Annotated in this window: 9 protein-coding genes and 1 pseudogene; 6 read left to right on the top strand and 4 right to left on the bottom strand. The window is 59.5% G+C overall.

What is annotated here, in order from left to right; all coding sequences use genetic code 11:
* Positions 1–18: 18 nt before the first annotated feature.
* From ESZ00_RS16575 to ESZ00_RS16560, 3 genes and pseudogenes are all read right to left on the bottom strand, one after another.
* A complete protein-coding gene (locus tag ESZ00_RS16575; protein ID WP_129209448.1) occupies positions 19–1,248 on the bottom strand; it encodes a tyrosine-type recombinase/integrase in 1,230 nt (409 codons plus the stop codon).
* 23 nt (positions 1,249–1,271) lie between these two features.
* Positions 1,272–1,890: pseudogene (locus ESZ00_RS16565) on the bottom strand (recombinase family protein).
* Positions 1,891–2,223: 333 nt separating this feature from the next.
* Positions 2,224–2,868, bottom strand: coding sequence for a TetR/AcrR family transcriptional regulator (locus tag ESZ00_RS16560; RefSeq protein WP_129209445.1), 645 nt, complete (start codon positions 2,866–2,868; stop codon positions 2,224–2,226).
* Between the two features lie 119 nt (positions 2,869–2,987).
* Between ESZ00_RS16560 and ESZ00_RS16555 the strand changes: the two genes are divergently transcribed.
* Genes ESZ00_RS16555 through ESZ00_RS16545 form a run of 3 tightly spaced genes read left to right on the top strand, consistent with a single transcriptional unit; the run spans position 2,988 to position 8,796 of the window.
* Positions 2,988–4,184 carry an efflux RND transporter periplasmic adaptor subunit gene (locus ESZ00_RS16555; protein WP_129209444.1) on the top strand — a complete coding sequence of 399 codons (1,197 nt, stop codon included), beginning with the start codon at positions 2,988–2,990 and terminating at the stop codon, positions 4,182–4,184.
* A 12-nt stretch (positions 4,185–4,196) separates the two neighbouring features.
* The gene (locus tag ESZ00_RS16550; protein WP_129209443.1) at positions 4,197–7,370 is read left to right on the top strand and encodes an efflux RND transporter permease subunit; all 3,174 of its coding nucleotides are present in this window, start codon (positions 4,197–4,199) and stop codon (positions 7,368–7,370) included.
* Positions 7,357–8,796, top strand: a complete 1,440-nt coding sequence (locus ESZ00_RS16545) for an efflux transporter outer membrane subunit (RefSeq protein ID WP_129209442.1) — start codon at positions 7,357–7,359, stop codon at positions 8,794–8,796. The genes ESZ00_RS16550 and ESZ00_RS16545 overlap by 14 nt, the downstream gene beginning before the upstream one ends.
* A gap of 174 nt (positions 8,797–8,970) precedes the next feature.
* On the opposite strand, the gene ESZ00_RS16540 is transcribed toward ESZ00_RS16545, so the two are convergent.
* Entirely contained in the window at positions 8,971–9,531 is a 561-nt protein-coding gene (locus ESZ00_RS16540) for a septal ring lytic transglycosylase RlpA family protein (RefSeq protein ID WP_204520229.1), read from the bottom strand.
* Between the two features lie 232 nt (positions 9,532–9,763).
* On the opposite strand from ESZ00_RS16540, the gene ESZ00_RS16535 reads away from it, so the two are divergent.
* Genes ESZ00_RS16535 through ESZ00_RS16525 form a run of 3 tightly spaced genes read left to right on the top strand, consistent with a single transcriptional unit; the run spans position 9,764 to position 14,592 of the window.
* A complete protein-coding gene (locus ESZ00_RS16535; protein WP_164981567.1) occupies positions 9,764–11,143 on the top strand; it encodes an MBOAT family O-acyltransferase in 1,380 nt (459 codons plus the stop codon).
* Positions 11,130–12,848 (top strand): GDSL-type esterase/lipase family protein, encoded by a 1,719-nt coding sequence (locus tag ESZ00_RS16530; protein ID WP_129209439.1) that lies wholly within the window; start codon positions 11,130–11,132, stop codon positions 12,846–12,848. The genes ESZ00_RS16535 and ESZ00_RS16530 overlap by 14 nt, the downstream gene beginning before the upstream one ends.
* Positions 12,849–12,861: 13 nt before the next feature.
* Entirely contained in the window at positions 12,862–14,592 is a 1,731-nt protein-coding gene (locus tag ESZ00_RS16525; protein WP_164981566.1) for a GDSL-type esterase/lipase family protein, read from the top strand.
* Positions 14,593–14,620: the final 28 nt, after the last annotated feature.

The raw sequence follows: 14,620 nt of genomic DNA, 5'->3' as shown, positions 1-14,620 counted from the left end.
CAGTAGATTCAAACAGGTTCAGTGTGCTCCCGCGAGGTCCTGTGGCGTGATTCCAGCTATGCGAAGCAACTGAAGAGCCTCAGCAATGGATGCAGAGGTATCCGTTATGTCCGGCAAAGACGTTGCGTGCGAATGGGCTTGCATCCATCTTCTCTGCGCCGAAAGGCTGATCTGGGTGTAGTGCTGGCGCATCTCCTCCGTTGCATGTCCCATGCGCGCCATGATGATGTCGATAGGAAAGCCTTCTTCAGCCAGGCGAGTAGCGCCAGTGTGCCGCATCCCGTATGGATCCACCCATGGCAGGTTCGTCGCCGCTCGGACCTCATTCCATTCCCGCTTAATTCCGCTTCCTGTCATATGGCGCGCCGGATCGTAGGCATGTCCTCCCCGCTTTCCAATAGGAAAGAGATGGTGCTGAGGATCTCGCGAACCGCGGTCATAGGCCCTGGCGATGAGTTGCTCGAACGCTGATAAGCAGCTTTCATTCTCAATAGCGATCGTCCGCTTTCGATACTTATTCTTCGCGGATGACCATGGAACGGTGACTACCTGCTGGCTGAGATTGATGTCACCGATCCGAAGGCCGTTAAGTTCATTCGCGCCCATGCAGGTATTGATGCTTGCCACGCTCCACCAGTGAACGATCATCCATCGCTGCCGACTCAGGGATGCCTCAAGCCACAGCTTCTGCTCTTCCGGTGTCAACGCTCGCGCAATGCCCTCGTTCTGCGCCCGAAGCTGACGATAATAGCGCTGATCATCCTTAGACCACGTTTCGGCATACATCAAGATCTTGTGAAGGGTGGCCAATTCTTGATTGATCTGCTGCGGTTTCACCGGACAGGGCGTTCTCCCTTTGGGCGGAGCGAGAATTTCGCCTTTGCGGTTGCGCCTCGGGAACTCATCCTGCGGTCGACGATAGCGAATGAAGGGTTCAGCTCCGGTGGACCGAGCGCTCTGGTAATTTTTCAGGTCATACCAATGGATATCTGAAAGCGAGGCTTCTTGAAAGAACAGCAGGAGTGCCTTCCTGTGATTCTGGTCCATGCGCCGGGTTTGTGCGCTTACGTAGCTCGCCACAGGCCGTCGACCCTGGGTGGTGTGTGCGCCAAGCGATCTCAGTGAAATGTAGTGCTCGAAGGTCTCTTCAAGAGTCATGTCTGCGGAGATGACATGCTGGCGTTGAGCGGTACCAAATGCGCTCAAAGCCTCTTCACGTGCTGCTTTGAAGTCGTATTTCAAAGTCATATAGCTCTCTCCTCTCAAGCTGGTTACTGAACCGCCCGCATCGCCGTGCCGGTGCCGATGCCCATCTGCCTGGCGATCGCGCGCCACGGGACGCCTTGGCCGCGCAGTTCGCGGATCTGGTCAGGGTTCGCGTAGGCCCGCGGCCGGCCGATGCGCTTGCCGCACGCTCGGGCAGCTTGGATGCCGGCGGAGACGCGCTCTCGGATCAGCGCACGCTCAAACTCGGCCATAGCGGCCACAACATGGAACATGAGGCGGGCCGGATGGGGTCGAGAGATCGAGGTTGTCGCGGAGGGCCAGGAAGGCGACGCCGTAGGCCTGCAGGTCCTCGAGGGTGAGGACCAGATGCTTGAGGCTGCGGCCAAGACGATCGAGCTTCCAGCAGGCGATTGCGTCGAAGCGGCGCCGGTGCGCGTCGGCCATCAGGCGGTTGAACTCCGGCCAAGACTCTTTTGCGCCAGAGACGCACAGGTCGATGTACTCGCCGGCGACGGTCCAGCCGCGGCGTGTGGCATACTCGCGGAGCTCTGCGAGCTGCAGTTCAGGGTTTTGTCCGTTGAGAGTTGAGACTCGGGCGTAGAGAGCTATGCTCCGGATCTTCTGAGAAACAGGCACGGGGGTGCTATTGTGGCGAGAAGCCATCATTGCCTCCGTATAGGCGATATGGTCAGCGTCGGTTCGGTGTTGGTAGCACCGGGCCGACGCGTTTCACTATCTACGGGCAAAGACCCGAGGTCAAGGAAATTCGGGACACTGTGGGTATATTTGTGGGGACTATCTATAGGAAGAGAGAGTAGTCAGGAGTAAAGCGTGATCATGGAATTGTGCTTATAAATCAGTTGTTTGTGGCGCAATGGTAATTGCGGGTAAATGTGGAGTATGGTGTTCGTTACGCTTTGGGAGCAGAGGTTCGGAGGGTCGAATCCCTCCGCCCCGACCAATCGAATTACACATTGGGTTCTTGCCTAAAGAACGCTATCGGTTTTTCGAGGCAGTTGTCATGGTTTTCTGTGCCGGTTTCCGGGATGGTTTCGGCCATATTGCGAGCGCAAGCTGGCCAATCTTCATGAGCTGTTCTTTGGTCGCACCAGAGCGCGCCTGGAGGGACATTCCCGAGAGAGTCGTGCGGAAATAGGAGGCCAGCAGATCGATATCCGTATTCTTTGGCAGCTCTTTGAGCCGTACCGCTTCCCGCAATCGCTTCAGCCAGCCTGCTTCCGACGAAGCTCGAAGCCGGTTCATCTCGTCCTGTAACTTTTCATACTTGGGCGAGCAGGTGGGGAGCGCGAGCCAAAGCAGACAGCCGCGGGGTTGATCGGTGCGCGTCAATTCGTTTGCCGAAACCTCGAAGAGTTTCGCGAAACCTTCTCGCGCGGTTTTTCCCTCTCGCACCGCCTCGCGGTACACCTCGCCTCTGCCGGCAAGATAATGGTTCACCGCGGCGAGGAAGAGAGTCTCCTTGTCGCCAAATGAGGAGTAGAGGCTCGACGTGCAGAGATTCATCGCTGCCGCAACTTCATCCACGCTGGTCTGCTCGAATCCTCGCTCCCAGAACAGCAGCACCGCTGCATCCAGCGCTGCCGCGGGGTCAAAACACTTAGGACGCCCCCGTTGTGCCATGGCTCCTCCTTTCTTCTTTATTGGAGCACACGTTTCATAAAAAGTTGCGCTGGTCTGAATCGCTCTGGATTCCGCTGCATCTATTTTGAAACGACCGCTCTAATAAATGGAGAACCCACATGCAAGCCACATCCAAAGAAGGATCGGTGCTCGCCAGCCGAAGCCTCTGGGCGCTCGCTCTCTGCGCTCTCATCGTCGTTGCCGGCTGTAAACAGGCTCCGCAGGCAAAGCCTGCGGCATCCGCGGCTTTCGTCAGCGCGGCACCGGTTGTTGTCAAAGATGTGCGAATTTCCGACGAGTTCAATGGCCGCGTCTGGGCCACGGACTACGTGGATATTCGGCCGAGAGTTACCGGTTATATCGACCGCATTGCCTTCCACGAAGGACAGATGGTCCACCGCGGAGATCTTCTCTTCGTCATCGATCCGCGCCCATATAAGGATGCCGCGGACAGCGCGGAGGCGGAGCTCGAGCGCGAGCATGCGGCCGCGGACTTCGCAAAGATTCAGGAAGACCGCGCGGAGAGGCTGAAGAAGTCGGATGCCATCTCGCAGGAAGAAGAGCAGAACAGGGGCTCCGATCTTTTGCAGAGCGGAGCCCGGGTTAAGGCCGCAGAGGCGGCCCTGGCATCGGCGCAGCTGAACTTGTCTTATACGGAAGTACGTTCTCCGATTGACGGCCGTACAAGCCGCACCCTGCTGACGCTGGGCAACCTTGCCCAGGCAGACCAGACCGTGCTGACCTCTGTCGCGAGCGTCGACCCGGTTTATGTCTACTTCGATTGCGACGAGCAGAGTTATCTGCGTTTTGAGCAGAGCGCTCGCCACGGTACTGCCGTTGGCTCCGATAATCCAGTCCGGGTTGCTCTTGCCGACGAGCAGGGTTTTCCGCATGTCGGGCACATCGATTTCATCGATAACTCACTTAATCCATCCACGGGAACGATCCGGGCTCGAGTCGTGCTCCCGAACCCCAACCATACGCTGACGCCCGGGCTGTTTGCGCGCGTTCAGCTGCAGAGCGCGGCGGTGCAGCAGGCCACGCTCATCGACGACAAGGCTGTGCTGACGGATCAGGACCACAAGTATGTCTATGTCGTCGGTCCGAACAATACGGCGCAGCGCAAGGACGTCGTTCTCGGTGGAACGGTCGATGGCCTCCGCATCGTCAAGTCCGGCCTTTCTTCTCAGGACAAGGTCATCGTCGGCGGACTGCAGCTGATCTATTTCCCCGGTGCACCTATTTCGCCAACGATGACGAGCATGGATGCTTCGCTCCCGGACTCAACCACGCTTGCCTCGGCAGAAACGAAGTAAGGAGAGCACGGCATGGATTTCTCGAAATTCTTCATCGACCGTCCTATTTTTGCCATCGTTCTGTCCATCATCATTTTTTGTCTTGGACTGATCGCGATTCCCATTCTTCCTTCGGGCGAATATCCCGAAGTCGTTCCTCCGAGTGTGGTTGTTCACACGAACTATCCTGGCGCGAACCCGAAAGCGATCGCTGAAACTGTCGCAGAACCTCTCGAAGAAGCCATCAACGGCGTCGAGGGCATCATGTACATGAAGTCTGTTTCCGGTTCGGACGGCAGTCTTCAGGTGATCGTGACCTTCCGCCCGGGTGTCGATCCGGATACGGCTGCTGTGCGCGTGCAGAACCGGGTCAGCCAGGCTTTGTCGCGTCTTCCGGATGAGGTGCGGCAGTTCGGCGTAACGACGCAAAAGCAATCGCCGACTCCTCTTATGTATGTGGCTCTCGTCTCGAAGGACGGGAAGGCGGATTCGCTCTATCTCCGCAACTATGGAGTCATTCACGTCAAGGACGAGTTATCGCGTTTGACCGGCATCGGCGATGTGCAGATGCTTGGCGCAGGCGATTATGCCATGCGCGTGTGGCTCGATCCGAATCGCCTGGCTTCACGCGGGATGACCGCAGACGATGTGGTGAATGCGATCCGGGAACAGAATGTCCAGGTCTCCGCTGGACAGCTCGGTGCGGAGCCCTCACCGAACAAGCCTGATTTTCTGACCTCTATCAATGTTCGCGGACGTCTGACAACGCCGGAAGAGTTCTCGAACATTATTCTCAAGTCCGGACCGAATGGTCAGATCGTCCATCTCTCGGATGTCGCACGGGTCTCGCTGGGTTCGAGCGACTACACACTGCACACCTACATCGACACGGGCGACGCGGCGTTTATCGGCATCTTTCTTTCTCCGGGAGCCAATGCGCTCGGCGTGGCAAAAGATGTCTACGCGAAGCTTGCGGAGCTCTCGAAGATGTTTCCCGCGGGTGTGGGCTACAGGATTGTCTGGGACCCGACGGTCTTCGTGCGGGAATCGGTCAACGCTGTTGAACATACGCTCGTCGAAGCTGTCATCCTGGTCGTCATCGTCGTCATCGTGTTTCTGCAAACGTGGCGGGCTTCGATCATCCCACTGGTCGCGGTGCCTGTATCGATTGTCGGCTCATTTGCATGGCTCTACCTGTTGGGCTACTCCATCAATACGCTTACCCTGTTCGGCCTGGTGCTTGCCATCGGCATCGTGGTCGATGACGCGATCGTGGTCGTCGAGAACGTGGAGCGATTCATCGAGCATGGCCTGAGTCCTCGCGATGCTGCTCATCGTGCGATGAAGGAAGTTTCGGGTCCGATCATCGCGATTGCTCTGGTGCTGTGCGCGGTCTTCGTGCCTATGACGTTCCTCACGGGCATTACCGGCCAGTTCTACAAGCAGTTCGCTGTGACGATCGCTATCTCGACTGTGATCTCTGCAATTAACTCGCTCACGCTGTCTCCGGCTCTTGCCGCGAAGTTGCTGCGCGAGCGCGGCGCGCCGAAGGACGGGCTGGCCAAGGCTATCGACTTTGCTCTCGGCTGGTTCTTCCGTCCTTTCAACCGCTTCTTCCAGCGCAGCTCCGAGGCTTACCAGGGAACAGTAGGACGCAGCTTCCGCGTTCGCGGTGTCGTCTTCCTTGCGTATGCCTGCCTGCTGGGATCGATCTTTGTGCTCTTCAACCGCGTGCCGGGCGGCTTCATCCCGACACAGGACAAGCTCTATCTTTTCGGAGGCGCAAAGCTGCCGGAAGGCGCTTCGCTGGCGCGTACCGATGCGGTGCTGCGGGAGATGGTGAGCAAGGCGCATGAGGTCGATGGCGTCGAGATGCTGCCGGCCATGTCTGGCTACAACGCGTTGCAGGTGACCAATACACCGAATCTTGCGACTTCCTATATCCGTCTCAAGGATTTCGATGAGCGCCACGAGTCCGCGTCCCAGATCGTTGCGGAGATCAACAAGAAATACTCACAGATTCCGGGAGCGATCACGTTTGCGCTGATGCCGCCGCCTATTCAGGGGCTTGGCAATGGTTCCGGGTATTCCCTTTACATCGAGGATCGTGCAGGCCTCGGCTATGGAGCTCTTCAGCATGCGCTGTCTGCGTTCCAGGCTACGGTAGCGCAGACTCCCGGCATGACGTATCCCATCTCGTCCTATCAGTCGAACATTCCACAGCTTGAAGTGAATGTGGATCGTGAGAAGGCGAAGGCGCAGGGGATCTCTCTCTCCGATGTGTTCGACACGCTGCAAACCTATCTGGGCTCCGACTATGTCAACGACTTCAATACGTTTGGCAGGGTCTACCGCGTGATGGTGCAGGCAGACAGCCAGTACCGGCAGCGCCCCGAGGACATCACCAATCTCCGCGTGCGCAACGCAAACGGAGAGATGGTGCCGATCGGCTCAGTGGCCACGGTGCAGCAGACATACGGGCCAGATCCCGTCATGCGCTACAACGGCTATCCGGCGGCGGATGTGATCGGGGATTCGGACCCGCGCGTTCTTTCCTCGGGACAGGTCGTCGACAAGCTTACGGAGATCGCGAAGAAAGTCCTTCCGCCAGGCATGGTGCTGGAATGGACCGACCTCAGTTATCAGCAGACAACCCAGAGCCATGCGGCGGCTGTCGTCTTTCCGTTGGCCATTCTGCTTGTGTTTCTCGTGCTGGCTTCTTTGTATGAGAGCTGGACGCTTCCGCTTGCTGTCATCCTCATTGTTCCGGTCTGTATCTTTGCGGCTTTGTTCGGGGTTTGGCTCTCGGGCGGGGATAACAACATCTTTGTTCAGGTCGGATTGGTCGTGCTGATGGGGCTTGCCTGCAAGAACGCGATCCTGATCGTCGAGTTCGCGCGCGAGCTCGAGCTTCATGGGAAGAGCACCATCGAGGCGGCTCTGGAAGCCTGCCGTCTGCGTCTGAGGCCCATCATCATGACCTCGATCGCATTCATCGCCGGCTCCGTACCGCTGCTGCTCGGACACGGCGCGGGAAGCGAAGTGCGAAAGGCAACGGGCGTTACGGTATTTTCCGGCATGCTCGGGGTTACGCTGTTCGGCCTTTTCCTGACACCCGTCTTTTACGTGGCTCTGCGCAAGTTGAGCGGGGCGACGCTTCAGGAAGAGTTTCGTGAGGAAGGAGAGAAGGTCGATGCGTATATCTAATGCCTTGCTCGCAACGATCGTAGCTTTGTGCTGCGCTGCCTGTTCCGTCGGGCCGCACTACAAGCGACCGGATATGGCTCTTCCGGCTCAGTTCGTCGCACCCGGGACTTCGCGTGCGACGACTGGATCGCCTCAGGTGGAAGCTGCAGATCCACAGTTCTGGCACAGCTTCCATGATCCCGAACTGACGACGCTCGTGGAGCGGGCTCTTACCTCGAACAATGATTTGCGGTCTGCTCTCGCACATTACGATGCGGCGGATGCTCTCTGGCGCTTGAGCAAGTTCGATCGCTATCCCACGGTCACAGCAAGTGAGGACGTCGGCCGGGAGAAGCTCGCGGCCAGTCAGGCCTTCGGTTATCCACGGAATTATCGCTACTCGAATTCGACGCTCAATGCGAGTTGGGAGCTCGATTTCTTCGGGCGTGTTCGTCACAATATCGAGTCGCAGCACCAGCAGTTGCTTGCGACCGCAAACGACCAGGCGGCGATGCAGGTGGCGATCGTCGGAGAGGTTGCTGCAACGTACATCGATCTGAGAGGGCAGCAGGAGCGGCTTCGTGTCGCTCGGCAGAATGCCGAGAACGAAGGCCGGACGGTCAAGCTCGTGGAGGCCACTTACTCTGCCGGGCGCGGTACGCAGTTCGATACCGCAAGGGCTCGCGCGCAGTATGAAAGCACGAACTCGCGCATTCCCGCGCTCCTGTCGGCCATTGCTCTCGATGAGCACCGGCTGGCAGTTTTGTGCGGCCAGTCGCCGGATACGCTTGTCGCCGAGCTGGATGCGCAGAAGCCTCTGCCGGACTTGCCGGAGGGGATCGATCCCGGCACGCCGGCGGAGCTGGTGCGCAGGCGCCCGGATATCAACGCATCGGAGCAGCGTCTCCACGCCGCCACGGAAGAGATCGGCATCCAGACGGCAGATCTGTTTCCGAGATTGAACTTTGCCGGTCTTTTAGGCATAGCCGAGTATCATTCGGACTCGCCTTTTGACGGATTCAGCCCGGTAAACATGGCCGCGCTGAATATTGACTGGTCATTTCTCGATCGCGGGAGGGTGAAGGCCAGGATCGCGGCGAGCCAGGCCGATGGCGATGCCCAGCTCGCACAGTATCAGCAAACGGTGCTGCTGGCTCTCGAGGATGTGGACAACGCGCTGGTGCGCTATGCGCGCTCCCGCGAGCAGGATGCGCAACTCAGCCAGGCTGCTGCGGACAGCAAGCGGGCAGCCGACCTGGCGGATATCCGGTTTCGAGAGGGCGCAACGGGCCTGCTCGATCTCCTGGATGCGCAACGGGAGGAGCTCGAGGCCGAGGACGCTTACGCAACGAGCCATCTGAACAGCGCCAGCGCGGCGGTCAGCCTGTATAAGTCTCTGGCGGGAGGCTGGCCCCAGTTGCAGCCTGCGAAGATTGCCAGGCCCTGAAGCCGCGGTCTGCGCCGGGCCGGGCAATAGGCATCCATACTATGGGCAAGAGGGATTCCGCGGCTGGTTGAGCTGCGGAATCCCTCTTGTCTTTTGGGGGGCTGGTGTGGGTTTCGAACAGGAGCCCACAGCTTCTCTGGAGATCGCTACCGACGGAGATAACCGCCGGGATAGCTAGCTCTTGCCCGGGTCCGGGTGTGCCGGTGTGCCGAGCACTTCGAGCTTGACCCTGGCAATGCCGGCTCGCAGGATGCCGAGTTTCTCGGCTGCGGCAGAGGAGAGGTCAATGATGCGGCCGCTCGAGAGAACACCCCGGTCGTTGATACGGACAACGACGGACTTATTGGAGTTCAGATCGGTTACGCGCACGCGTGTCCCGAATGGCAGGCTGTTGTGGCAGGCAGTCATCTGGGATTCATCGAAGACTTCGCCCGATGCCGTGGTGTGCCCATGCAGCACGGAGCCATACCAGGAAGCCAGTCCGCGGAGCGGGTTGAAGCTCTTATGCGTGCTTTTGGGCGGCGCCATGAGCGCCTGCTGGGCCGACACGGTGGCCTGCATGTACTGCGTCGTGGAGATCGATGCGGGGAGCGGCTCGACAGGGCGCAGGTAGTATGCCATCGTGCCCGCTGAGCCAGTGCCAGCGATCGCGAACGCACCCATCCCGATAAGAAGCCGGGGGTGCTGGAGCAGACGCCGATACTGACGGGAAACAGTGTTACGGAAGCGCGCCATGGAGGACGAATCTTCCTGATAAGGCTGCAGTGCCGAAGCACTGTGGTCTGCGGGCGAATTGGTGTCAACCAGTCCCATCCTGGTTTTGGTGCGAATCAATCGAATACCTGCGAGACGAGATCCTTATAAAACGCTGGGGGGTGTGATGCATTAGTTACCCGCCACGATGTATCCCTCTTGCCGAGCTACTCGAATTGAAGTCGAGCACGTATTCTCGAACAAGCGTGGCTGTATGTCCCTGAGCTCTTCGGTTTTCTTCGTCTTCTTTCTTGTTATTTGTGGGCTGTACTGGTTGCTGGCGAGACATCGCAGCTTCCAGATCGTGTTGTTGTTGCTGGCCAACCTCGCCTTTCTGGCAAAATTTGGCCCCGTCTATCTGCTGGTGCCCGTTGCTGCGTCCATCGACTGGGCCGTTGGACTCGGGCTGACCCGCACAGGCAGCCAGACAACCCGGCGCATTCTTGTCATTTTATCGCTTTTACTCAATATCGGCCTCCTTCTGGGACAGAAGCTGATACCCCTGGCACCGCATTTCCGGTGGGGGTGGCTCTTCCACCTCAGCCTGTCGTTTTATTGTTTTCAGGCACTTAGCTACACCATCGATTTGTACCGCGGCGAAGGAAAGGCGGAAGCAAATTTACTTCGATATTGGGCTGGAGCGATGTTTTTTCCGGTCATCGTGGCCGGTCCGATCCCCCGCATGCACAAGCTGCTGAAGCAGCTGCGGGAGCCGTTCCGGCTCACGCAGCCGGCGGCCGCAACGGCGTTTTTGTTGATTGCGACCGGACTGGTCAAAAAGTTATTGGTCGCCGATTATCTGGCGAACAACTTTGTGAACCGAGTCTTCGATACGCCGGCGCTCTACAGCGGGTTCGAGAACCTGCTGGCGGTGTATGGCTATGCTCTACAGCTCTTCTTCGATTTCTCGGGCTACACCGATATCGCCATGGGCGTGGCCATGCTGCTCGGCCTGTCCATCCCGGAGAACTTCCGCACTCCTTACCTTTCCGTGAACCTGCAGGACTTCTGGAAACGCTGGCACATCAGTTTTTCTTCCTGGCTGACGGATTACCTGTTCGAGTCCCTGCCGAAGAGCCGGCTGTTTCCCTCTGTTACCTATGCCTATGCCTTCATGGTCACGTTTCTCCTGGGTGGACTCTGGCATGGCATCACCTGGAACTTTCTGATCTGGGGTGCCATTCATGGAACGGGGTTGTGGCTTTTCTACCTGTGGAGCGTGTGGCGGAAGAAGCGTGGAGCGAAACGGGTGGGGTCGCTGCCGGGACGGATTGCCGGGGCTCTTCTGACCTTCCACTTCGTGTGCTTTTCCTGGATCTTCTTCCGCGCTGCCGATCTTCCCGGGGCGATTGTCGTTTTGAAGCAGATCGGTTCGCATACCTGGGGCATGGAGAATGTGACCCTTCCTGTCGCCGGTGTCCTGGTGTTTGCCGTGCTGGCGCACTGCATTCCGCAGGATTGGTTTGACCGCTCCGCGAAGCTGGCGGATGCGATGCCTTTCTGGGCTCAGGGTGTGGCATTGGCAGGGATCGTGATCGCAATTGAGTTTCTGGCCGGGCAAGGCTCCGCGGGGTTCGTGTATGGCAAATTCTGATCCCACGTCGCAGTCCGGTCATGGTTTTCCGTGGAAGGCCGCAGGGACGATTGCGGTTGCAGTGGGCATCCTTGCGGGAGCGCACTGGTATGGCGACCACTCCAAGGGATGGAACCCTTCCACCTTCCTGCAGGCATGGGAATACCACATGCCGCAGCGGCCGAAGCCGCTGGTGCCGCCCCAGGCGGAGGCGCGCCAGTCCACCGGCCGTGCGCCGGGTCAGCCGGAAGCCATCAGCGCGGTGATGGTGGACGATTACCTGGTGCTGGACCCGTTCTTTGCCGCGTTATGGCAGCTGGAACAGAAGAAGAGCGCAGCAGAGAAGAGCACGGTTGAGAAGGGCACTACCGAAACTGTCGCAGTAGAAACCGGTGCCGAGGAAGTCGTGACAGTTGTGCACTATGGGGACTCGCCGACTACCGCAGACCTGATTACAGGCGACGTGCGGGAGCAGTTGCAGGAGCGATTCGGCGATGCGGGGTATGGCTTTAACCTGACGGCGAAGCCCTGGGCCTGGTACGGCCATCGCCATGTGGAGATATCCGACAGCGGCTGGTTGTCGTCGCAGAAAGACGCCACCGGGGTCGGCCGATATAAGCAGGGGAGCTATGGGCTGGGTGGAGCGGTCTTTGCCGGTTCTTCCGGTGCGCACACGACGTACACGCTTACCGGAGCACCGCAGGCATCGGTGATCGTTCACTATCTGACGTATCCGGGCGGAGGCAGCTTCTCGGTCGGTGCGGGCGACGCCACGCTCGAGACGGTTAGTACAGATGCTCCGGAAGAGGCTGTCGCAACGAAGCAGGTTGTTTTACCGGAGGGCGCGACCAAGGTATCGCTGAGGGTGACGAGTGGAACGGTGAAGCAGTTTGGCGTGGATTTCCGCACCAACCATAGCGGCGTGCTCTACGACTCGCTGGGGCTGAACGGCGCGACGACGACGATTCTGTCGCGCACCTTTGAGCCGAAGCTGCTGACGGAAAGCCTTCGCGCCGCACGGCCTCAGCTGGTGGTGATCAACTATGGGACCAACGAGAGCCAGTTCAGCGGCCTGGTTTCCACGCTGGAGAAGGAATTGACCATGGCGATTGCGAACATCCGCGCGGCTGCGCCGGGTGTTCCGATCCTCATCATGTCCCCGATGGATCGTGGCGACCGCCAGGGAGGTGAGATCGTCACGCAGGCCGAGATTCCGCAGATTGTAGCGATCCAGAAGAAGGTTGCCGCGGAGGATGGGTGCGCATTCTTCGATACCTACGATGCGATGGGCGGCGAGGGAACGGTCGGGCGCTGGTACGAGGCGCAGCCACGATTGATGACGGCAGACCTGATCCATCCCACGCCGCCTGGCGCATTGCTGGTGGCGAACCTGCTGATGGAGAACCTGAATGCAGGTTACGATCGCTGGAAGCGGACTCATGGCATTGTGACCGGGGCAACGGCTTTGAAGGGGCCTCCGGTCGTAGCAGCTCCGCGACCCAAGCCATCGCCAGCGGTGAAGAAACTGCAGGAGGCCGCACCGGCCGGAAATGCGGTGCCGGATGTGGCTCCAGACGCGGTTCATGTTCCGGCTGGCCATGCTCCGGCTGTCGGAGCTCCGGCTGACGGAGCGGTACCCACGGCGGTACCAGCGCCTGCATCCGGCGTTCCCGAGGCAGCCGGCTCCTCTGCGGCTTCGTCTAACTCAACGCAAAGACCTCAATAGAAGAATGAGAGCCGTGAGTCGATTCTTTTTCACTCCTACTGCAGCGCTGTCCCTGGCGGCAGCGATATTCGGTGGCGCTGCCGTCCACGCGGCCCCGGTCGCGTTGTCTACGGTCGCGTCCTCTGCGGTTCCGTCCGCGGTCACGTCCACGCCTCATAAAAAGAAGGCATCGACAACCGCTTCTTCGCATACCGCCGGATCGAAGGCTGCCCGGAAGAAGGGTGCAAGGCTGGGAGCGGGGAAGTCTTCCGGCGCGCATGCGAAAACCAGAGCGTCGAAGAAGAGCAGCGCTCCGGCGTATCAATCGTATGTGCCGGTCCCGCAGGCGCGTCCAGTGCCACAGCCGCAGGAGACGGGCGATGGGAATACGACGGCTGTTCCAGCCCCGGATATGGCTGCGGAGCAAGAGCAAAGGAGCTATGCGCAGGCCTCACCGGAAGCAGCGACTGCTCTGTCTGTCGAGGACCGGCTGGCGCATGGTGGAAGCGCCCTGCACTTTGCTGGATCGCTGCAGAACTTCTTCACGGCGCTCCGCGCCCAGGGCGGTCCGCAGGGGAGCCAGACGGTGCGCGTGCTGCAGTTTGGGGACTCGCATACGGCAGCCGATATGTTTACCGGAGAGCTGCGGTCGCAGATGCAGTCCCGCTTCGGCGATGCCAGTGTCGGGTTCACGTATGCCGGGCATCCGTTTGCCGGTTACCGCATTCTGGGGTCAGGACGTGGGCAAAGCGCTGGATGGACTACGCTCGGCACCCACTTTACGCAGCTGGGCGATGCATTGCTGGGCATGGGCGGCGTAGCGATCGAAGCCCAGGGCGCAGGCGAGACAGCCTCGCTCAGCGTGAACTGCAGGACGCTTGATGTTCAATTCCTGCGCAGAGAGGGCGGCGGGTCATTCACTGTTACAGACAACGGCCAGGCGGTGCAGACGGTGCCTACCGCTCTTGTCACAAGCGCAGCCACGCAGACGCAGAACGCCCAGGTTCAGAGCGCGCCGGCTCAGGCTCCTCAGCCGCCCGATGCGCAGACGCAGGAATCCTCTACAGCGCCGGCGGCGTCGCCCGATCAGGCTGGCAGCGTGACACTCTCGTGCCAGCCCGGCCGCAACGATTTCAGCTTTACCACGATCGGGGATGGTCCGGTTCGGCTTCTTGGCACCGTATCCCTGCAGCCCGGTATTACCTGGGAGGCGATCGGGATCAACGGAGCGGAGGCTCCTCTGATTCTGCGATGGAACCGCAGCCTGTTCGATACCTATCTTGCATCGCGGCCGCCGCAGTTGATTGTGCTTGCCTATGGCACGAATGAAGCGGCGGGAAGCTGGACGCGCGAGGATTATCAGGCCTCTTTCGCGACCCTGATCGATCACCTGCACACGGTTTCTCCGGATGCCTCCATCCTGGTGCTGGGGCCGGGAGACCGGGCCATCGCAAGGTCGAGCTATGTAATCGGACGCAGGGGGCGGCGTATCCAGCGGAGGGCGTATGTCCCGTATACGGGAACGGAAAGAATTATCGATGCTCAGCGCGAGGTCTGCCGCACGCATCACTGCGCCTTCTGGGACTGGAGCGCCCGGCAGGGAGGATTTGGCTCCATGCAGCGCTGGGTTGCGGCAGGTTATGCACAACCGGATCACACGCATCTAACAGGCACCGGGTATCGTGTGCTGGCAGACGCCTTGTTTGCGGACGTCATGTCGAGCTACGACGGGTTTGTAAAACGAGGCACCATTCAGGACTATTAGTTATAGGTAGTTATGCGTGGTCGCAGAC

The sequence above is a fragment of the Silvibacterium dinghuense genome (genome assembly GCF_004123295.1).
Classification (GTDB): domain Bacteria; phylum Acidobacteriota; class Terriglobia; order Terriglobales; family Acidobacteriaceae; genus Silvibacterium; species Silvibacterium dinghuense.
The sequence above is the reverse complement of the archived record's forward strand: the minus strand, read 5'-3'. Positions and strand labels throughout refer to the sequence as shown.

Coding starts and splice junctions, on each gene's coding strand:
- ESZ00_RS16555 (WP_129209444.1), top strand. CDS start 2,988: ATGCAAGCCACATCCAAAGAAGGATCGGTGCTCGCCAGCCGAAGCCTC.
- ESZ00_RS16550 (WP_129209443.1), top strand. CDS start 4,197: ATGGATTTCTCGAAATTCTTCATCGACCGTCCTATTTTTGCCATCGTT.
- ESZ00_RS16575 (WP_129209448.1), bottom strand. CDS start 1,248: ATGACTTTGAAATACGACTTCAAAGCAGCACGTGAAGAGGCTTTGAGC.
- ESZ00_RS16535 (WP_164981567.1), top strand. CDS start 9,764: ATGTCCCTGAGCTCTTCGGTTTTCTTCGTCTTCTTTCTTGTTATTTGT.
- ESZ00_RS16540 (WP_204520229.1), bottom strand. CDS start 9,531: ATGGCGCGCTTCCGTAACACTGTTTCCCGTCAGTATCGGCGTCTGCTC.
- ESZ00_RS16545 (WP_129209442.1), top strand. CDS start 7,357: ATGCGTATATCTAATGCCTTGCTCGCAACGATCGTAGCTTTGTGCTGC.
- ESZ00_RS16560 (WP_129209445.1), bottom strand. CDS start 2,868: ATGGCACAACGGGGGCGTCCTAAGTGTTTTGACCCCGCGGCAGCGCTG.
- ESZ00_RS16530 (WP_129209439.1), top strand. CDS start 11,130: ATGGCAAATTCTGATCCCACGTCGCAGTCCGGTCATGGTTTTCCGTGG.